This window comes from Streptomyces sp. NPDC030893, from assembly GCF_055571535.1.
The window spans coordinates 1-19,211 of the sequence record NZ_JBVIFC010000017.1; the positions used below are offsets into that span (position 1 = coordinate 1).

The following is a 19,211-nucleotide window of genomic DNA, read 5'->3' on the forward strand; positions in this document are numbered from 1 at the left end:
AACGAGAGCATGGACGCCCTCTACCTCGATGCCCCAACCGTCCTACCCGCCACGTCAGACGACTGATCGCCTACACCACGACAGGGGACATGACCGAAGTACCCGCGCTCGGGCGTCTCGTCGAGGTTGAAGAGCTGGTCGTGGACCCTGCCGGCCCGGACATGCGTGCCGTGGAAGTGCACCGCCCATTCGCCGAGTACCAGGGGTGCGTCCCGGTCGGAGAGGGAGACGTGGACCAGCAGGGAGGAGTCGTCCTCGGGACGACCGACGATGCTGTATGCGAACGGCACGCGCCAGGACGAGGCACGGTCCTGCAAGGCCGCGATGAAGGCCAACTCATCGGCATCGAAGTCCCAGGGCTCCTCGCCGTCCGCCTGAGGGTCCTCGACCACGAACCAGGGAGTGCTGCTGCCGTCCACGGGGCGACTCTAAGTGGTGAACGCCCCTTGGTGTTGTGCGGCGGCCGAGCGGTCAGGCTGGTGCCACCGGATGACTCCGATGGCACCAGCCTGACCGTGGTCAGCGAGTGCCGTTCAGGCGGCTGCTGATCTGTTCGTGGAGCTCGTGCGGCAGGTGAAGGGACCAGCGGTCGGCTGCCTCGGCGGCCAGGTCGCGGCTCCAGCGCCAGCTGTTGCGCGCCGCTGTACGCACGTCCTGGTCGTGGGCGGCAGCCGTGGTGGTGGCGTATCGACGACGGTCGATGTCAGGCAGGTCATGTTCGAGCGCGCGGCTGGGCGTGAGCCAGTGGGCCGTGCTGTTGCGCAACAAGCGGCAGAGCTGGAGCTGCTGGGGCGCGATGACGGTGTGGAGCAGGGCGTGGGCGCGGGCGATCTCGCCGCGGGCCAGTACGTGGGCGAGCATGAGCGTCCAGTTACTCAGCTCGTAGGTGAGCTGCTGGGCGGTGGTCACCGGCTCGGGCGGCTGGAAGGTGGCCAGCTGCCGGGCCGCCCGGGTGAGCCGGCCGGTGCGGTCGAGCAGGACGGCGTCCTCGGGGCGGGGCAGGTGCACCATGCCCCGCCAGGCGGGAACTTCGTCGATGCCGGCACCGGCGGGGGAGAGGTGGAACTCGCCGCGCATCAGGTCGTCGAAGACGACGGCGAGGATGCCGTACATGTTGGTGTAGGAGAGCTGGAGCGGGGCGAGCTGGGAGAGGAAGCCGGGCCCGTCGAAGTCGGCGAGGTGGTCGTCCTGGATGTAGAGGTACGCCTCGATGTCGGAATGCTCGTCGGCCTCGCCCACGGTCCAGGAGCCGTAGAGCAGTACGCCCTCCAGCCGGGTGTCGGCGTGCGCGAGCTGTCGCAGGCGTGCGATGCGGTCGTCCAGGGCGGAACGGGCAGAGTGAACGGACATTGTGCGTTCGTGTCTCCTGAGGTGAGCGTGCGGGCACGCTGATGGAGCCCGGCACCTGCCGGCCGGGCGAGTGTCTGTGGACCGTCGCGGGTCGCGGCCCGCCCGTTCAGGAGAAGTTGCCCATGATCGAGATCATAGGGGACGGCTCAGCCGCCAAGTCGGCGAAAGCAGGTCAGGGATGGCAGCGCCCTCCGCACCCTTATGTCGCAGCGCCGTTGGGGCCCGTTCCCCGAACCCGGCCACCCAAGACGGCAATTATCACGGCGTGATAATCCGGCGGGGGAGTCAGGGGGCATCGGGGGAGCTCATCGGGTGAAACCCCGTCAGAACCCGCGAAGCGCTTGTCATTCCGCCACGGCAGGTCAGTATGCTGACGTCATGGCTTCTCCTTACCCCGATGGAGACCGGGAAAAGGTAGCGTCCAAGCTGCCCTCGGCGCTCCAGCAAGCACTCAAGGTCCGCGCCGCCGAGCTCAGCCTGGACATCCAGGACGCCGTCGAGGCGGCCATCAACGACTGGCGCACCGGCACGGACGCCGGCGCGGAGGTGGACACCGCCGGTGCGAAGTCGTTCTCCACCTGGCTTCCGCCCGGCCTGTACGAGCAGTTCAAGGAGACCTGCACCGACCGCGGCGTCTCCTACACCCAGGGCCTCGCCCAGTCGATCCGTGACTGGCTCGACACCAACCCCTCCCCCCGGCATGACGCGCGCGGCACCGAGCCCGAGCGGAAGATCGTCGGCAACCAGAAGGGCGGGGTCGGCAAGACCGCCATCTCCGCAGGCATCGGCGAGGCCTACGCCGAGGCGGGCAAACGCGTCCTCGTCGTCGACTTCGACCCGCAGGGGCACCTCAGCGAGCAGCTCGGAGTCCCCCAGATCGAGCCCAACCACGACAGCCTCGTCTCCCACATGTGCGGCGAAGGCAGGGGAGACCTGCGCGACCTGGTCGTGGAGATAGACGATCCGCGGTTCCAGAAGCGGCTGCACGTCCTGCCCGCCTGCTTCGACGGGTTCCTCCTCGACGCGAAGATCGCTGTCGTGGCGACGCAGAAGCGCGGCTTCCAGAAGGAAGCGGCCCTCGAGCTGGCCCTGCGCCCGCTGGAAGCCGACTACGACATCATCATCGTCGACTGCCCGCCCAGCCTCGGTATCGCGATGGACGCCGCCCTCTACTACGGACGCCGGCGCCGCGGGGAGGCCGCCGGTGTCTCCGGGGTCGTCATCCCCGTACTCGCCGAGGACTCCTCCGCCACCGCGTACGGCATGCTCGCCCAGCAGATCGAGGACCTCTGCGAGGACCTCTCCCTGGAGATCGACTACCTCGGCCTGGTCGTCAACCTGTACGACTCCCGCCGCGGTTACGTCGCCACCTCCTCCCTGGACAACTGGAAGTCGCTCGGCGACCCGAAGGTCCTCGCCGTCATCGGCGACCTGAAGGAGCAGCGCGAAGCGGTCCGCAAGCGCATGCCGCTGCTGACCTACGCGCCCCACAGTGACCAGGCCGAAGCCATGCGGCAAGTAGCGAGGGGAGCAACCCGTTGAGCAAGGCGGACACTTTGGGATCGGCGCCCGCGTTCGGCGCGGCCCGCGGCGCCCGGTCCTCCCGGCGCAGCCTCATCGACCAGACCATCGCCGGTGAGGAGTCGACCACCGCAGCCATCACCGAGCTGCCGGTCACCCTCATCAGCGACAACCCCGACAACCCGCGCAACCATCTGCGCCACCTCGACGAGACGGTACAGAGCGTCCGCGAGGTCGGCATCATCATCCCCATCGCCGTGGCCACGGTCGACGCCTACCTGCGCAACCGGCCGGACCGCGCCGACGACCTCGACGACGGGGCGCAGTACATCGTCGTCGACGGCCACCGCCGCCTCGAGGCCGCCCGTCGCGTCGGCATGGCCACCATCCCGGTCCGGGTCGACAACGGACGGGTCGCCACCGACGAGACCCTCCTCGAGGCCGCGTTCGTCGCCAACTACCACCGCGACGACATGACGGACCTCGAGGAGGCCCACGCCCTCAAGACCCTGGTCGACCACTACGGCTCCCAGACCAAGGCGGCCAAGCGGCTCGGCATCCCGCAGAACACCATCTCCAGCAAGCTCTCCCTGCTGAAGCTTGCTCCCGAGCTCCAGAAGGATTTGGTGACCGGGGCGCGGAAGGTCGAGCACGTCCGCAACCTGGGCAAGCTGTCCGCCGAGGAGCAGAAGGCGAAAGCCGACGAACGGGCGGAAGCGGCACGCCTGAAGGCGGAGGACCGGCCGCAGCAGGTCGCCGAGCGTTCAGCGGGCCCCGCCGATTATCACGGCGTGATAATCCCGGAGACCCCCGCACCGGCCCCCGTCGCCCCTCCACCCCCGCCCACCACGCCCGTGCCGTCGGCCGCACGCGAGCAGGCACCCGACTCCATCCCGGTACCGCGCACCAGCGGGGGAGATCCCGAGCCGGCGAACGCCGAGGAAACCCAGCCGAAGCAACCGAAGCGGCTCCCCTACGACGACGCCTTCTACTGCGTGCACCACCTCCACCAGAAGATGAAGCCCGAGACGTTCGCCCAGGGCGCCCGGATGTGGATGGACATCCTGAGGGAACAACACCCGGAGGAGTACAGGGCTCTGCTCGCCGAGCTGGAATCCCGGTAGTCAGAGCCGCCCAAAGTCCCGCTCGCCCACCTCGCGGCGGCGAGCGGGACCGCTTGGGTTACGGGGCAGCGGGTGACTGCCAGGTGTCTCCAAATGCCCGAGGCCAGGTCTGCACGACCATGGAGCGGCGCCGTTCACGTCGAGGCGCTGCCAGCGATCGCGAGCAATGTGCGACAGCCACGGGGACATGACCTGCAAGCGGCTCGCAGCTCGCCTGTTCAGACTCGGGTCACGGCCGCGGTGTGGGTTCCCGTACGCCCGTCGATCAGGTGAGACCGACATCTACAGCGCAATGTCCAAGGTCACCGACTTGGACGTGAAGCCATTGCGCTCATAGAAGCGGATGGCCGCGGTATTGCTCGAGTAGGCCGTCACCTCCGCCAACTGTGCTCCCTTTCCCTTCGCCCAGGCCGTGAACTCACCGACCAGGCGCCCGCCTATCTGCTCTCGGCGACAATCCGGCTGTACATACATGCTCACCAGCGACGCCACCCTCACCGGCTTCATCGCGGGCCCCTCCGCCACCACACCGGAGAGATGGCCGACGACCTGACCGTCCCGGTCGGCAACGAGCAACAACCGATCCGGATCGTCAAGGCCCGCGGCGAAACGCTGCGGACCGTGCTCGCGCGGCCAGTCGACGTTGACGCTCGGATCCCGGGTCCCCGCATCCTCGGCGAACAGGGCACGACTGCACGCCACAAGACCTTCGACATCCGCGTGCTCTGCCTTGCGGACAACCACCACATGCCGTTGATCACTCATGAGCCGCGACACTAACGGCTGCGACTGACAACTTGCCGCCGCTTCCGGTGGTCCTCCCACAGACCAACTCCAGGATCTGCACCAGCTGGGCCGCTGGAAGCCGACATGGCGGAGCCGCTGAACAATCAGCCCTGAACCCTGTCCGGCCGCCGCAGTTCACAGCACGCCTGGGTGAGGTTCCCACGCACCGGCCCGCCCAGCGGCTGTGCCCGCCAGGACGAGGTGGGTGACCACCCCCACCTCCACGCGGACGTCGTGGAGCACCTGCAGACGGCGCCCGGCACGTGCGACGTGCTCTACAGCAGGTTCGGCGCGGTCGACGTCACCGAAGCCGCCGCGGCTGCTGCCAGCGGAGGCGTCCGCGCTGCGGCCGGGCGGACGGCTGGTGTCTCCACCCTCGCCCACTACCAAGATGGAGCGCCCGCGCAGCCTTACGTGGGCCATGCCGACATTCCAGCCAAGGCCCCGGACGGTGAGGCAGCCACGATGCGTCGCTGGGTGCTCCAAGAGCACGGGTGGGCCAGGCTCCTCGACGAGGCCGGATTTGCCACCGGTCCGCCCGCTGATCAGAGCGTCCCCGGTTCACGGACCGTGGTCTCGGCCGCCGACCGTGTCAGGTACGCATGGTTGTCCTCGATGAGGTGATCCAGCGCGGCCCTGGCGGCGGCGAGGCCGTCGATGGCCTCGGACAGCCGGACCCGCTCGCGGGCCAGGATTTCCAGTGCCTGCCGCGCCCTGTCCTCGGTCGGCTCGGACATGCAGGGTGCCATCTCGGCGATGGTGCCGCTGGGCACGCCCGCTGCCAGGAACGCCTGAATGAGGCGCACCCGCTGAACGTGTTCGTCCTCGTAGTGGCGCTGCCCGCTGGGCGAGCGGGAGCTGACGAGCAGGCCCTGCTCCTCGTAGTAGCGCAACGACCGGCGGCTGGCTCCCGTCCGGGCGGACAGTTCGCCGATCCGCATGCCGAACTCCTCACATGCCGCTGACTCACTTGCCCCTGACATTGATGTGAGCTTTTAGGTTAACGCCATGCTGAAGCTCATCTTCATGATCAACCGTGTCGAGGGAATGTCGTACGAGCGTTTCGTCGAGCACCACCGGGACCTGCACGCGCCGCTGTTCACCTCCATCCCGGAGGCGGAGCGCTACGTGCGCAAGTACACCGTGTCCCACCCGGTCCCCGCCGAGAACTACCCGCCCCGGGCCTACGACGGCCTGACGGAGATCTGGTTCGAGAACTGGGAGGACCACGACGCCTTCTTCGCCTCCGAGAACTACCGGACGCTGGTCAACCCCGACGAAGCACGCTTCATCGACATGGACTCGGTAGCCGTGATGGTCACCGAGGAGAAGAAGGTCATCTGAGCTACCCTTTTTCGCCCTCCCCGCGAGCCCGATGACTATACGAGAGTGCCGGCCGGGAACAGGCCGGCAGAATCGTTCGCGGTGCGGTCACTGAGCAGCCCGCTCAGTCAGGCGGACGTTCGCCGTCTGCTGCCGCCGCCGCTTCCGTTCAGCGGGATCAGCGTCTCCAGGCGAGCGCCTTTGACCCAGGAGCCCAGCAGGTCACGGTGGAGTGCCACGATGTCCTGGCGCAGTGCCAGGCCCAGCGCGGCCTTCGTGAACGTGCGGCAGGTGGTGACGAACAGGGCGACGTCCGCGCCGTGCTCGAGGCGGGCGGTGCCGACGAACTTCTGCATGTCCTGCGAGGACACACTCCGGTGCGGCGCGTACTTCTTGCACTGGACCACCAGTTTGCGGCCGTCGGCCAGATAGCCGACCACATCCGCGCCCAAGTCGCCGCTCTTGCCGCTGACAACGACCCTCGTACACCCGTCCCGCCGGCACAGCTCCGCGATGTACGTCTCGAACTCCTGCCACGACAACGCGTCGACCTCGGCCATGGACAACTCGCGCGCCCGGGCCTCTTCCTGGGCCCGCCATGCGCGGTCCTGGCCGACCGCGCGACGGTGCGCCCGCCACAGCCCCCAGCCGACGCCGCCCACCACGGCCGTGGCGAGCACGGCGACCAGGACGGGCCACACCACTGACCAGGCCCGAATCACCATCACCACGGCGGCTAGTGCCACCACCGTGCCCCAGAGGCGTACCTGCCTGAGCGTCCGCTTCTTCAAGCGCCAACGCCGCCGACGCGCTGCCATCACCGTGCCCCGCAGGATGCGCCGGAGGGCGCCGACCGGCGCTCGTGAACCGGCCCGGGATGTCCAGGGCTCCCCGTCACGCGGGAGTGGGGGCCACCGATCTGCCCGGTGCCAGGCTGATGGCGACGGCTGGCCTCTCGTCGAAGCGGCTGCGGGCTTCCGTACCCCTTGATGGTCAACAACCGTCCCGAACCTTTCCCGCCGACCGACCGGCCACCATGACAACCAGGGCGGCGAACACCGCCCCGGCCTCCCTGTGTAGCGGGACTGGCTGAAGCGGGGGCCGCGTTGCCGATAAATGGCACAAAGGCATGGGAACTGGCCGAATACCGCACGGCGGATCAGCCGTGGCGGACACAGTTCCGGATGCTCCTTCGCCCCGGTGCTCGGCAGCAGCTCCGCTCCCGGTCCCATGCCTTCTCGGCCGCCGGGGGTGTGGCGACCGGGGTACGGCCCGGCACTCCTCCGGCGCGTCGCGGGTCCGTGAGACCTGTCAGTCCTACCTTGACGACCGGTAAGAAGCGATAGGGATGGACAAAGGTACGTCCCCTACGGAAACGGACGCGGCCGTCGGCCACCAAGGCCGATGGGGGAGGGGCGGCAGCCGATGGCCTGGGTCACCGGGATTGTGGACGACGGCCAGGTCGAGTACCGCCTCACCGGCCATGCCGGCTGCTACGTCCAGCCCACCGGCGAAACCCTTGACGGGCCCGACCACCCGGCCCCCGGCGACCAGGCCGACCACCGCATGGGCGCCGCAGAGGGTGGCAGCGGCAGCACCCTCGTATGGACCGGCGAAGGCTCACCGAGGTCGGCCAGACCCCCCGGCACGCCCCTCGACGAGGCGAGGAAGCAGGCCGCACGAGCCCTGACCAAGGGCGTCCCCCCTCACCGGCAAGCAACTCGTACGCCCGGAACTTCGCGCGTACCCACGTGCCGAACTGACCGGCGCCCAGCTCGCCAAGGCCCGCGCCCACGAGGGCGAACGGGTCAGCATCCGCATCCGTGCCTACCTCCACCCTGTGGGTGGCTCTGTTCACGAGCGACGGAGAGGACTGCGCATCGCCGCACCTTCGACCGTCCGCAACCAGTGACCACAGCGCCTCGTCCCTGTTGACTAGAGGACGCCTCCGTTGGCACGGATGTTCTGGCCCGTCAGCCATCGTCCGTCCGGCCCCGTGAGGAAGGCGACCACGTCCGCCAGGTCCTCGGGCTGGCCAATGCGTCCGAGCGAGGTCATCCCGATGGCCATCGCCAGTTTCTCCGGCTCGTTGGCCGCGTTCAGAAGATCGGTGTCCGTGGCACCGGGTGATACGGAATTGACCGTGATGCCGCGTGCGCCCAGCTCGCGTGAGGCCACCAAGGTCAGCTGTTCGAGGGCCCCCTTGCTGGCGGCGTAGGGGGCGTTGCCAGGTGCGGGGAATACGGTGTTGATGGTGGAGATGTTCACGATCCGCCCGCCATCCCGCATGCGCCGTGCCGCGTAACGCACAGTGAGGAAAACTGACTTTGCGTTGACGGCCATCACTCTGTCGAAATCAGCCTCAGTCGTCTGCGCGATGGGCACGACTTCGGTATGCATAGCCGCGTTGTTGACCAGGATGTCCAGGCCGCCGAGCTGACGTTCGGCCGTTGCTAACAGTTCCTCGGCTGCGCTGGGTTCGGCCAGATCCAGCTGGACCGCAATGACCTTCCCGCCAACCTTCTCAGCCTGCCGAACGACCTCGTCCGCAGCATCCCGGTTCTGCGCGTAGTTGAAGACCACAGCCGCTCCGTCCCGCGCGAGTCGCAGCACGATAGCCCGGCCGATCCCTCGTGAGCCTCCGGTGACGACAGCTGCCTTGCCTGTGAGCACCGCCATGTTCTCTCCTGCCTTGACGTCTCGTCTGTCGCGAGCACCCCTACCCACCCAGCGGCTCCACCCGAACAAGGTCCTCTCGTTCGCTCAAGGAGCCCCCTGCGCCAGATCCCATGCCACTGAGCACGCGGCGGCATGAGCGTCGTCAAAACTGATGAACATCATCGAGACCAAAGATCGCTAATGCTGCTCGAACTCACCGACAAACGCTGTCGACAATCACGAACGAAGCCACGTGGCTTTGTCAATGAGAACGGACAGCAGGTGTTGACCGCTTCGGGAGGCACCGACGGTCGGCCTTGTTCGATTTCCCGCAACTGCCTCAGCACAAGGGCGACGCGTGCCGAGAGGTGTGCCTCGTTCGTCCGTCAGCATCATCAAAGGGCAGGACTGCCGGCGACTTCCGCCAACGCGTCAGCGGCCTCAGGGGTCAGGCGATAGAACCCCTGAAGGCTGACCGAGTTCTCGAGACGGCCATCTACCACGTACTTCAGACCGCGGGTCTGACCTCGGCGGTTGCGCCAAGTAAGCCTCGCAAGCAGGTCACCGGGGACGGCCACATCGAAACGTACGGGCGTCGCGTCCACGTGCACCGCCTGGGCGCCGCAGCCGCCGGCGCCGAGCATCGACCAGTCACCGTGTCCGGGATACGCAGGGTCCTCCCATGCTGCGGGGGCGATGCCGCAGCAGTCGCGTCGTTCCATGTCGATCACTCGCATCCGGCTCACCACGAACACCTCGCGCTGGTTGACGTGCAGCGCGTACACCTCGTCCCCAGCACGAGCACCCGTCCACGCGGGCAGGGAGGAGTGAGCGCCGCTGAAGGCGACCGGCGGTCGCTCGCCCACGCGACCCGCCTTGCGCAACGCGCGGCACGTGTCATGGGTCCACAAGACGGTGAAGGCATCAGACATGCCGTGATCCTATGAATGAGCACTGACAGCCTTCCGCGGGGGCAGCGCTCGCAAAGCTCTCTGCGGAGCTGACGCTCCGGCCTTGAGACTCTCGCGCCGTTCGAATTCCCCGACGGGCTCTGCCGCCTCCCGAAGGGTGAATATCTGCTGACCGTTCTCATGGACAAAGCCACACGCGAGCCAGCCTGCGAAGGAGGCGGCTTCGCCGCCCACGGCGGCCAGCCGTGCCCGGTCCGCATCCCCGGTCGCGGTGCGGGTGATGGTCTGGATGAGCCGGATGTGGCCTTCTACCGCGTCGGCGAGGCCCGGGAGGGGGTGGTGCCATCGAGTCTGCGGTAGGCGCTCGTGGTCAGCCGGAGGGCGGCGGCCTGTCCGCCGGTCGTGTGATGCGGGGCCGGCACGGTGGCCAGGATGGGGGCTGCCATCGCGCCTGAGCCTGCGCCGTGCGTCCGTCTGCCAGACCCACCAGCGCCGGCGGGATTCGAAGATGGGCAGCCGCCGCAGCCAGGACGTCGGTGCTGTAGGAGGCTTGGCCGCGTTTCTCCAGACGGGAGATGGCCGACTGGGGCATGCCCAGGGCCTGCCCCAGCGCCGCCTGCGTCATCTGCAGTCCCTTGCGGGCCAGTTCGATCACGCGTCCGTAGTCCCCAGCTCGTGAGGCGTCCCGGATCGGCCCTGCCTGAAGTCCACGATGTCCCCCACGCCCCCACGCTACGAGGCCCTGCGGCTTTCGGCGCCTGCCCATACCTGCTGAGCGCGTACCCGTATGCATATGCCGCATGGGTGATGGTCCCGCAGCGGACAGTGATCGTTGACTGGGTGGGAGCCGAACCGGCTCCGCATCAGGGCGGGTTACGTACGGCCCGGTGGTCGTCTCCGTAACCCCCCCGTCGGGGACGACCGCGCCGAACCGACCGCGAGCGCGAGGCGACTGCTCTGCGTCGCCGACGGCGCCGTTCTTGACATCCTCGTGCAGAACCGGCAGGACGAGGCCGCGGCCCGGCGCTTCCTCCGCCGCCTGCCGAAGACGGCCCGCACGGAGTCCCGGGTGATCGTCACCGACAAGCTGCGCTCCTACCGAGCGGCCCACCGCCAGGTCAAGTCCTCGGTCGAGCACCGCTCGCACAAGGGCCTGAACAACCGGGCCGAGAACAGCCACCAGCCCGCCCGGCGGCGCGAACGCGCCATGCAAGGCTTCCGCGGCGTCGGCGGAACTCAGCGGTTCCTGGCCGCGTTCAGTGGCACCTCACCCCGCTTCCGGCCCCGCCGCCACCTGATGACCGCCCCCGGCTACCGAGCCGAGACGACCGTCCGCTTCGCCAGCCGGGACGGGACCTCCCGCGCCGCCGGCCGGCCCGCCCAGGTCTGAGCACCGGCCCGGAACCCGGCCTCTCCCCACGCCCCGACGCGCTGCCAGAGACCCACCGTCGCCCAATGATGTGACAGCGCCTCTCAGAGGTACCTGCGGCCGGTCCACTTGGCGGGAGCCGGCACCGTACCGGATCCCGGGCCGGGCATCTCAGTCGGGGAGGGGGCAACGCACCACCACCACGTCCGCTTCGTGTTCTACCCGCACCGGCCAGACCGTGCCGGGGGCACCGGTCACCCAGGCCGAGCGCAGGTCGGCTGCCACCTCGATCTGTCCGGGATGGGCCCTGGCCAGGCCGGACACGTGCTCCTTGACGGCGATGCGCGTGCTGCGTTCGGGTAGCGGAAGACCGGCCGGAAGCCGGTAGATCCGTGAGGTGGTGCCCGGCAGGGTGTCGAACCGGCGGACCGTGTCGACGGAGAGTGTGGTGATCCCGTCCCGGGTGATGGACAGACGGGCGGTGGGGACATACCGGAGGCCCGTCGCGAAGGCCCTGCGGTCCCGCAGCGGCACTCGTTCGATCCCCGGCAGGCGCACCAGGATCTCCACCAGCCTCAGGTGCGCCACGACCCGGGTGCCGATCTGGGCCTGGACGTCGATCATCGGCAGCAGGCGGTGTCCCTGGTCGAAGCCGGCGAACCGGGCCTCGACCCGCAGCTCACCGCTGGTCGGCAGCGGCTCGTACAGGTCCAGCCAGGGCAACCGGTGGGGGTAGCCGACCAGGTCCTGGGACAGGCCGGGAATCCACCGCCAGAGCGACTGGGACGGGATGGCGTGCAGGAAACCGTCGAGCAGCCCCTGCCCCAGCTGGCCGTACGGCGTGGTGCCCCGTCCGGCGTCGAGCACCGCGCTGGAGCCGGTGGAGCCCACGGTCAGTGAGGTCAGGTACTGCAGCGCCGGGCCGTGGAACAGCTCCGCGGCCTCGTACGGGTCCGGCTGCGGCCGGCCGTCGGTGAGCGGAGGAAGCGGGGCCGGGGGAGGCCCCGGCACGGTTCCGGTCAGTACGGTGGCCTCGCCGACCACCTCGTACCGGGACAGTTCACCGGCCTCCCGCCAGACGGAGAGACGAACCGCGGTCCCTTCCCCGGCCGCCGGTTCGGCGTCGGTACGGATCCGCGCGGGGCCGGGCAGGGGAAGCCAGCGGTGCAGCTGGACCTCGCGCAGGCCGACGACCGGTTGACCGGTCAGCCTGGCCGCGGCGGTGGCGAGTTGATCCACCGTGGTCATCAGGGGCACCGCGGGAACCACGAAGTTGGGCCGGTGGTCGCCCAGCCAGGTGTCCACTGCCGGGTCCAGCTCCAGCTCCCGCACGGCCGGATGGCCGTCGACCACCCGGACCCCGATGCGGGGCAGGTGGTAGATGCGACGTCCGTCGACCCACAGCCAGGCCTCGGCACGTACGTATCGGCCGCGCGCGTCGCTCCCGTACTCGGTGATCTCGGCCTCGAACGTGACCACGCCGTCGCTCGGCACCACCTGGCCCCGGTAGAGCCAGCGCACCTCGTGACCGACGGCCACGGACTCGAAGCGTGGGGCGGTCAGCCCGGTGCCGGCGTCGCGTTCGAGGAGGTACCACTGGAGCAGCTGGACCACACCTTCGAGGCCGAGGGATCCGGGTTGCACCGGGTCGGTGAAGAAGTGGGCGCGGAAGTACCAGTCCCCGGCGTCGACCTTGCGCTCGGCGCGCACCCGGCCAAGTCCCGCCCGTCCGGCATCGGGCCAGTACCCGGTGACCCGGTCCAGCATCAGCAGCATCGGTCCGGGCAGCCGCAGGGAGCCGGAGCCGTAGCGTTCTTGACGATGCCGCAGCTCCACCACCCGGTCGCAGGGTTCGGCCAGCCGGGCGCGTTCGGTGGCGGTGGGGGGCAATCCGGGCTGCCGGGCGAACGAGGTCACCGGGAAGTACCCGAACTGCGTGGACAGTTCCATGACCGGCAGCAGGGCGCCGGTCTCGTCGACCGCCTCGCAGGTGACCTCGAACGGGACGAGGGTGACGCCGTCGAACTGCGAGAGGTCCCCCAGCTCGACCCTGGTGCGCAGGGTGCGGGTCCCGGCCGGGATGTCCCGCAGGACGGTGCCGTTCCCCTGCAGGTTGCGGAAGAGCAGCTCGGGGGCGTCCGGTGGGTGCGGCACGAGCAGGCTCGCGGCCATCCCGCACGGTTGCAGGACCACCTCGTTGAGCACCGCGAACGGCATCACCCGGGTGCCGTTCTCCTCGAAGTACCAGGCCTGTTCCGGTACGTCGTACTCGGCGACCAGCCGGGAACCCGGGCGCGGCCGGTCCGGTTCGAGGCCGGCGTCGACGATGCGGGTGACGAACAGGTAGGGCGGGCCCGGCAGTCGGGCGCAGCGCTTGCCGTCGTCGAACTGGGTTCCACGGGTGCCGAACGCGCTGGGCCGGCCCCAGGCCGCGGCCAGCATCAGCGGGAAGTCCGCGCTCCGTCCGGCGAGGGTGGCCGCCGCCGGGTCGGGGTCCAGACCGCGCAGGCCACCGAGCACCGGCAGCGGAACCGGTGCCCCACTGGTCTGAACGGCGGGCGGCCCCAGCCACCGCCAGTACTCCAGGGGCCAGTCCGGGACCAGTGCCAGCCCCACCCCGGAGGCGTGGAAAGCGGGCAGGCCGTCCACCGTGCAGAGCAGGTCGGCACGGAGCGTGGGCCGGGGGTGGGAGGACAGTCCGCTGACGAACACCTCGTAGCGGACCCGACGGCTCCGGGGGGTGACCTGTCCCCGGCAGCGCATCCGGTAGGACTCGTCGGGCACCGGCTCGAACCGCCAGCCGTCCCGGTCGAGTGTGAAGCCCAGCGCGGCCAGATAGAACGCCATCGCCTGCACGCAGCCCTCGAACATGAGCGTGCCGGGCATGCACGGATCGTTGTGGAAGTGGCCGTCGAAGAACCAGTCGTCAGGCCGGACCTCGCTCTCCGCACGCAGGTAGCCACGACCCCAGGGGCCCCCGGCGGGGTCGAGTTCGCTCACCTCGTCCAGCAGCCACAGCCGGCCCTCCCCAGGAGTCGGGGTACGCACATGGGTGCGCGACCCGTCCCAGCCGGGGCCGAAACAGTCCGCCGGTCGGCCCTCGGCGAAGGCGCGTACGGCGTCGGGACCGAAAGCGGTGGCGGCCGGAGGAACAGCGGGCGGGTCGACCGCCCCTGCCGGTGATGGTTCCGGGCTCCAGCGCACCCCCTGCGAAGCGGCGAGTTCCGCGTCGGTGAAGTAGCCGGCCTGGCCCTGGCGTACCGACAGCCGCAGCTCCTCACCGACATAGCAGTCGCTGCGGAAGAAGAACAGCCGCACGCCGTCGTGCTCGGCATGGCCCTCGACGTGGATCTCGTACCGCAGCGTCTCCCCGACGGCCGGGCGCGGTCCGTGGTACGTCACCTCGCAGCCCAGCAGCCGGTAGACCCGGTCGCCGTGGTCGAGCAGGTCCACCCCGAGCCGGCTGATCAGCAGCAGGTCGGCCTGGCCGGCCTCGATGAACAGGCCCGCGGGCATCCGGCCGGCCGGATCCAGGTACCAGGCGTCCGGGGCGACGTAGGTCTCTGTGTGAACCGTGCCGGTGGACATCGAGCCGGGTTCCGCGTCGAGCCGGGTGACCCGGTCCACCAGGAGCATCGGGGGGCGCGGCAACCGGGTCTGCCGTCGCTTGTGGTCCTGCGCGCGGAAGGCGGGACCGAAGACGTCGGAGATCCGCCCGTGCGCCAGGTACTCCAGCAGGGCACGGTCCAGGGGCAGCGACAGTCCCCGCGTGGGCCGCTCCGGTACTGCCGGTCGCCACGGCAGGGGCGGGGAGCCCGGTGACGGGATCGCCACCGGCGCGGGCTCGATGGCCTGCGGCAGGTGCGCGGGATCCGGAGCGGGGGACAGGGCGCGGTCACCGCCGGCCGTCACGGCGGTGACCGCGCCGATCACCAGCTGCCGGGTGCGGAGGAACGCCGCGTGAGCCTGGCCCTGCCGTTCCAGGAACTCCCGCTGGGCGACGGCGAGACGGGCGTGGTGGGCGGCGGCGAGTGCCGGCACCGGATCGTCGGCAGCGGCCACGGCCGGCGCCCGGTGGTTCGCAGGGGCCAGGGGCGGCACCGGGTGGTCCGCAGCGGTCACCGGGCCGATCGACGCGGCTCGTGCGACGGGTACAGCCCTGGCACGCGGCGAGGCCGAGCCCTGGGCATCGGAGGGGACCGCCGTACCGGGACCGGCCGGCACGCCGACCGGTTGCGTCGGTACCGGCGCCGGAGGCGACACCGGCGCAGGTTCCATCCGCTGCTCCGGATGATCTGTTCCGGGCAGCCGGATCGCGGGCGGGTGCGCCGGCAGGGTGATCGTCCTCCCCGGATCAGCCGGCAGCCCGGCGGCAGCTGTGAGCCGGTCGAACAGCGGCGCGGGATCGGGGCAGACCCCGGCGGCGACGAGTTCGGCGACCGCGTCGCACAGCTGCCGCAGTCCCCGTCCCGGCACATCGAGCGCCACCGCCAGGTGGTCCCGGTCCGCCAGGATCCGGCGGATCGACCGGGTACGCCCGCTCTGCGGGCCGTGTTCGATCAGCACGCGCACCCCGTCCGTCCAGGCCCGCTCGACCACCTTCGGGTAGTCGAGCGTGCTGGTCATCTGGGTGAGCAGCGCGTCCGCGACGTGGTCCGGATCGACCGGGTACGGCTCGCCGGTGGCCGCGCTGTAATAGCGGATGCCCGGCGTGGGACTGGTCGGCCGGCGGTGCAACGCGCGAAATGCGGCCGCGACCTGGTTCGCCGCGGGGGCGTGCGCCACCATCTGGTACCCGTCGGCCATCGGGAGCCCGGGGCCGATCCGGTCCAGCACGCGCCGGCAGGCAGCGTCCAGTCCGCCGATCACGCACGTGTCGGGCGAGTCGACGGCGAGCAGGTGTGCCAGTGGTTCACCTGCCAGGGCGGCGCGCACGTCGGCTGGGGTCGCGTGCACCAGGTACTCGGCCCAACGCCCCCGTTCCTGGCCGTGTCCGCGCCAGAACCGGTGCGCCGCGCGGAACTCCCCGGACAGGTCGAACCGGAAGACGTCGCTGTCGGAGACCGCCTGGTACAGGCCGGCCGCGTCGGGCCACGCCCCGAGCACGATCAGTGCGGTGGACTCCCCGGAGGAGAAGCCGATCGCCGCGTCCGGCCGCAGCCCCAGCAGGCTCTGGGTGATCTCGCCGTGCAGGGCGGCGAGTTCGGTGGTGTCCCGGATCCGCGTCACGACCGGCACCGGGTCGGTGCCGGTGGAGTGCCGGGGCTCCGGCACCGGGCCGGGCCGGGCGGCTTCCTCGGTTCCGGGGGCGCGCAGGGCGAGTCGTAGGTCCGCCCCGCACCCGGGATAGCTCGCCTGGCCGCTGGGGAAGACGAAGGCCACCTCCCCGCTCGTGGGGGTGTCCCGGTAGGCGATCCGGTCCGGGCGGGGCCCGCCGGACGTCAACCAGTGGCGTGCGACCGCCAGCCGTTCGCGCAGCGTCTCGGAGACCTGGTCGACCACCACCGCGAGGCGGGCGGGACCGGTGTCGGACTCCCGTCCGTCGGCCAGTGCGGCCAGCACCTCGGCCCGATCGGCGCCGGAGAACACGTGGGAGCGGGGCGCGATCGAGGACCAGGGCAGCGGCGGGCCGGCCGGGCGCAGACGGACCGACATCGGGGAGGCGCCCAGGGGCGTCACCCGGGCGCAGGCGGTCAGGGGCGCGTCGGCGGGCAGCGCGGCCGCACCCGACCGTGGCACCGCCTGGTGGTGGACCGCGATCGCGGCCACCGCCACGGCGAGCGCGCCGTGCGCGGCATGGGCCGTTCCGAACAGTTCGCTGTGGTCGTACCGGGCGGTGACGCGGGGCGTGGGCGGCCGGCCGGCCGGCTCGCCGTCCCCTCCGATCACGTTCCGGTCGTCCCCGTCCTCCTGGTTCCCGTCCTCCTGGTTCCCCGCCCGGCCCCTGTCGATCTTGTCGCCCTCACGGTCGGGCGGGACCTCGTGGTCCCGGAGCCGGTGGGTCCCGTCCGTTCCTCCGGCGTCCGCGTCGCCGACCAGCAGGCCGACGGGGGCCGTCCGGTCCGTCGCGTGGTCGAGCAACGCGATGACCTGGTCGCCGTCCTGCTCGGCGTCGGTGAGGCGTTTCAACACCAGGACGACGGCCACGTCACCACCGGGCCGGTGATCTCCCAGCGCGCCCAGCGCCGCCAGGTGCACGGGCTCATGGGACAGGTCGACCGCGCCGGCGAGCACCGCGTCCGCCTCCCCCGCCCGCAGCGCCCGCGCCCCCAGATCCAGGGCGACCAGGCCGGACGCCTGCTCCGCGCAGACCACATGGCTGGGGCCGCGCAGGTCCAGTTGGGCGTTGATCCGGTGGGCCACCAGGTTGGGCATGGTGCCCGGCACGGTTTCCGGGACCAGCGGAGCGCGGAAGGCGTCCGGCCAGTCCGGCACCGGAGCGGGCAGGCCGGAGGCGGTGTCCCAGTCCGGCGCACGCCAGCGGGCACCGGGACGCGCCGCCTCGGGGTCCGTGCCCATGCCGATCAGGACCATCGTCCGGTCGGGCGGCAGCCGGGTCGCGGAGGCGGCTTCCCGGGCCGCTTCCAAGGCAAGGACCTGCTGCGGCAACGCCTCGGCCAGATCGGCCGGAGGGAACCGCAGCCCGGCCAGCGCGACCTCGATGGAGCGCCGGGGGCCGAGGCTGGGCGCGCCGTCCAGGACCGCGTGACACAGGTCCCGGTAGCCGGCCCCCGACCCGGCCCGTGCACCGATCGCCACGATCGCCACCCGCTGGTCCACCCGTGGCCGGCTGGAAACAGGGCGGGGGGAGAGGGCAGCGGTGGATGCGGCCCGACCGGGCTCCCAGGCATCGACGACCACATGCGCGTTGGCGCCGCCGAATCCGAACGCGCTGACCGCTGCCCTGCGCCGCCCGCGCCACTCCTCGGCCTCCCGCAGCAGTCGCAGCGGCGTTCCGGCGAGTACGTCCAACGGCGCGTCCGCGTGCAGGGACGGCGGCCGCACCCGGGCACGCAACGCACCGAGAACCTTCAGCAGACCGGCACCGCCGGCCGCCGCGAGCGGGTGCCCCAGGTTGGACTTGACCGAACCGATCGGCAGGTCCACCGCATCAGCGAACACCTCACGCATCACCAGTGCCTCGGTCACATCCCCGCTCGGGGTTCCCGGCGCGTGGCACTCGACCAGCGAAACGGTCTCCGGTGCGATCCCGGCCGAGGCGTAGGCGGCGCGCACGGCGCGCTCCTGACCGGCCCGGTCCGGGGCCAGCAGGCCACCGCCCACGCCGTCGTTGCTCAGCCCGATGCCCCGGATCACGCCCAGGACCGGCATGCCCTGGGCGAGTGCGTCATCGAGCCGGGCCAGTGCGAACAGCACCGCACCCTCGGCGGGCACCAGTCCGTCCGCCTCCCGGTGGAAGGGGCGGCTACGGCCCGACCGGCTCATCGCGGTCAGCGCGCAGAACCCCTGATGGATGTAGAGGCTGTCGGCGGCGGCCACCGCCCCGGCCAGCACGAGGTCGGCGTCCCCGTCCCGCAGCCGGTCGCAGCCGGCTTTCACCGCGTACAGGGAGGAGGCGCACGCGGCGTCCAGGGCATGACCGCCGGCGCCGAGGCCGAGCGCGCGAACGGCCAGGTGGGCGGGGAGACCGGCCCCGAACCGGTTCAGGGGATCGGGGCGAACGTCGTCGCCCGGCCCCGGCCGCCCCGGACCGGACAGCCATACGTGCTCGGCGTAACGGGCCATGGCCGTGGTCGGGTACGCCAGGTTGCCCAGGACCAGCCCCGCGCGGCCGAGACCGGGCCGGCCCGCCTCGTCCAACGCCTGCCGGCCGGCGTGCAGGACCCAGCGGAACACCCGGTCCAGTGGGGCGATCTCGGCCGGGGGCAGCTCGAACCCGGTCGGGTCGAACGCCTCGTCGAAGCCGTGGACGTAGCCTCCGATGTCGGTCCAGATCCGATCGGTGTCACCAGGTGCACCCGACACCCGTGCCAGCGGCACCCGCCAGCGTCCGTCGGGCACCGGTGACAGGGCGGAACGGCCTGCGGCGATCTGGGCCCAGAAGGTGTCCGGGTCGAGCGCACCAGGCAGTACACAGCCGCGCCCGACGATCGCGACCGGTTCGAAGAACGACGCCTGCCGAGGAGTCGCTTCCGGAGAACGCATCCG

Annotated in this window: 12 protein-coding genes and 3 pseudogenes; 5 read left to right on the forward strand and 10 right to left on the reverse strand. The window is 70.8% G+C overall.

Annotated features, from left to right (window positions below; all coding sequences use genetic code 11):
• Positions 1 to 20 precede the first annotated feature (20 nt).
• Entirely contained in the window at positions 21 to 419 is a 399-nt protein-coding gene (locus tag ACZ434_RS26840; protein ID WP_468460178.1) for a hypothetical protein, read from the reverse strand.
• Positions 420 to 519: 100 nt separating this feature from the next.
• Positions 520 to 1,350, reverse strand: a complete 831-nt coding sequence (locus ACZ434_RS26845; protein WP_468460180.1) for a nucleotidyltransferase domain-containing protein — start codon at positions 1,348 to 1,350, stop codon at positions 520 to 522.
• A gap of 378 nt (positions 1,351 to 1,728) precedes the next feature.
• Here ACZ434_RS26845 and ACZ434_RS26850 point away from each other — a divergent pair, with 378 nt between their 5' ends.
• Both ACZ434_RS26850 and ACZ434_RS26855 read left to right on the forward strand, forming a co-directional pair.
• Positions 1,729 to 2,892 (forward strand): ParA family protein, encoded by a 1,164-nt coding sequence (locus ACZ434_RS26850; protein WP_468460182.1) that lies wholly within the window; start codon positions 1,729 to 1,731, stop codon positions 2,890 to 2,892.
• The gene (locus tag ACZ434_RS26855; protein WP_468460184.1) at positions 2,889 to 3,995 is read left to right on the forward strand and encodes a ParB/RepB/Spo0J family partition protein; all 1,107 of its coding nucleotides are present in this window, start codon (positions 2,889 to 2,891) and stop codon (positions 3,993 to 3,995) included. Before ACZ434_RS26850 ends, ACZ434_RS26855 begins: the two co-directional genes overlap by 4 nt.
• Before the next feature lie 282 nt (positions 3,996 to 4,277).
• On the opposite strand, the gene ACZ434_RS26860 is transcribed toward ACZ434_RS26855, so the two are convergent.
• Positions 4,278 to 4,760, reverse strand: coding sequence for a GNAT family N-acetyltransferase (locus ACZ434_RS26860; RefSeq protein ID WP_468460186.1), 483 nt, complete (start codon positions 4,758 to 4,760; stop codon positions 4,278 to 4,280).
• A 240-nt stretch (positions 4,761 to 5,000) separates the two neighbouring features.
• Between ACZ434_RS26860 and ACZ434_RS26865 the strand changes: the two are divergent.
• Positions 5,001 to 5,306: pseudogene (locus ACZ434_RS26865) on the forward strand (class I SAM-dependent methyltransferase); the annotation flags it as partial.
• A 20-nt stretch (positions 5,307 to 5,326) separates the two neighbouring features.
• Here ACZ434_RS26865 and ACZ434_RS26870 read toward each other — a convergent pair.
• A complete protein-coding gene (locus tag ACZ434_RS26870) occupies positions 5,327 to 5,722 on the reverse strand; it encodes a MerR family transcriptional regulator (protein ID WP_468460188.1) in 396 nt (131 codons plus the stop codon).
• Positions 5,723 to 5,789: 67 nt separating this feature from the next.
• Here ACZ434_RS26870 and ACZ434_RS26875 point away from each other — a divergent pair, with 67 nt between their 5' ends.
• Positions 5,790 to 6,125, forward strand: coding sequence for an EthD domain-containing protein (locus ACZ434_RS26875; RefSeq protein WP_468460190.1), 336 nt, complete (start codon positions 5,790 to 5,792; stop codon positions 6,123 to 6,125).
• Between the two features lie 107 nt (positions 6,126 to 6,232).
• On the opposite strand, the gene ACZ434_RS26880 is transcribed toward ACZ434_RS26875, so the two are convergent.
• The 5 genes and pseudogenes from ACZ434_RS26880 to ACZ434_RS26900 form a co-directional block, all read right to left on the reverse strand.
• Positions 6,233 to 6,829 carry a restriction endonuclease gene (locus ACZ434_RS26880; protein ID WP_468460424.1) on the reverse strand — a complete coding sequence of 199 codons (597 nt, stop codon included), beginning with the start codon at positions 6,827 to 6,829 and terminating at the stop codon, positions 6,233 to 6,235.
• 1,210 nt (positions 6,830 to 8,039) lie between these two features.
• Positions 8,040 to 8,783 (reverse strand): SDR family oxidoreductase, encoded by a 744-nt coding sequence (locus ACZ434_RS26885; protein ID WP_468460192.1) that lies wholly within the window; start codon positions 8,781 to 8,783, stop codon positions 8,040 to 8,042.
• 374 nt (positions 8,784 to 9,157) lie between these two features.
• Complete coding sequence (locus ACZ434_RS26890) at positions 9,158 to 9,694, reverse strand: hypothetical protein (RefSeq protein WP_468460194.1); 537 nt, start codon at positions 9,692 to 9,694, stop codon at positions 9,158 to 9,160.
• Positions 9,695 to 9,981: 287 nt separating this feature from the next.
• Positions 9,982 to 10,119: a hypothetical protein gene (locus tag ACZ434_RS26895; protein ID WP_468460430.1), complete on the reverse strand. Its 138-nt coding sequence runs from the start codon at positions 10,117 to 10,119 to the stop codon at positions 9,982 to 9,984.
• Positions 10,120 to 10,217: 98 nt separating this feature from the next.
• A pseudogene (locus ACZ434_RS26900) lies at positions 10,218 to 10,475 on the reverse strand (helix-turn-helix domain-containing protein); the annotation flags it as partial.
• Positions 10,476 to 10,640: 165 nt separating this feature from the next.
• Here ACZ434_RS26900 and ACZ434_RS26905 point away from each other — a divergent pair.
• Positions 10,641 to 11,063, forward strand: a pseudogene (locus ACZ434_RS26905) (DDE-type integrase/transposase/recombinase); the annotation flags it as partial.
• 150 nt (positions 11,064 to 11,213) lie between these two features.
• Here the strand turns inward: ACZ434_RS26905 and ACZ434_RS26910 are convergent.
• Entirely contained in the window at positions 11,214 to 19,208 is a 7,995-nt protein-coding gene (locus tag ACZ434_RS26910) for a beta-ketoacyl synthase N-terminal-like domain-containing protein (protein WP_468460196.1), read from the reverse strand.
• Positions 19,209 to 19,211: the final 3 nt, after the last annotated feature.

Coding starts and splice junctions, on each gene's coding strand:
- ACZ434_RS26845 (WP_468460180.1), bottom strand. CDS start 1,350: ATGTCCGTTCACTCTGCCCGTTCCGCCCTGGACGACCGCATCGCACGC.
- ACZ434_RS26850 (WP_468460182.1), top strand. CDS start 1,729: ATGGCTTCTCCTTACCCCGATGGAGACCGGGAAAAGGTAGCGTCCAAG.
- ACZ434_RS26860 (WP_468460186.1), bottom strand. CDS start 4,760: ATGAGTGATCAACGGCATGTGGTGGTTGTCCGCAAGGCAGAGCACGCG.
- ACZ434_RS26870 (WP_468460188.1), bottom strand. CDS start 5,722: ATGCGGATCGGCGAACTGTCCGCCCGGACGGGAGCCAGCCGCCGGTCG.
- ACZ434_RS26875 (WP_468460190.1), top strand. CDS start 5,790: ATGCTGAAGCTCATCTTCATGATCAACCGTGTCGAGGGAATGTCGTAC.
- ACZ434_RS26880 (WP_468460424.1), bottom strand. CDS start 6,829: ATGGTGATTCGGGCCTGGTCAGTGGTGTGGCCCGTCCTGGTCGCCGTG.
- ACZ434_RS26885 (WP_468460192.1), bottom strand. CDS start 8,783: ATGGCGGTGCTCACAGGCAAGGCAGCTGTCGTCACCGGAGGCTCACGA.
- ACZ434_RS26890 (WP_468460194.1), bottom strand. CDS start 9,694: ATGTCTGATGCCTTCACCGTCTTGTGGACCCATGACACGTGCCGCGCG.
- ACZ434_RS26895 (WP_468460430.1), bottom strand. CDS start 10,119: ATGGCAGCCCCCATCCTGGCCACCGTGCCGGCCCCGCATCACACGACC.
- ACZ434_RS26910 (WP_468460196.1), bottom strand. CDS start 19,208: ATGCGTTCTCCGGAAGCGACTCCTCGGCAGGCGTCGTTCTTCGAACCG.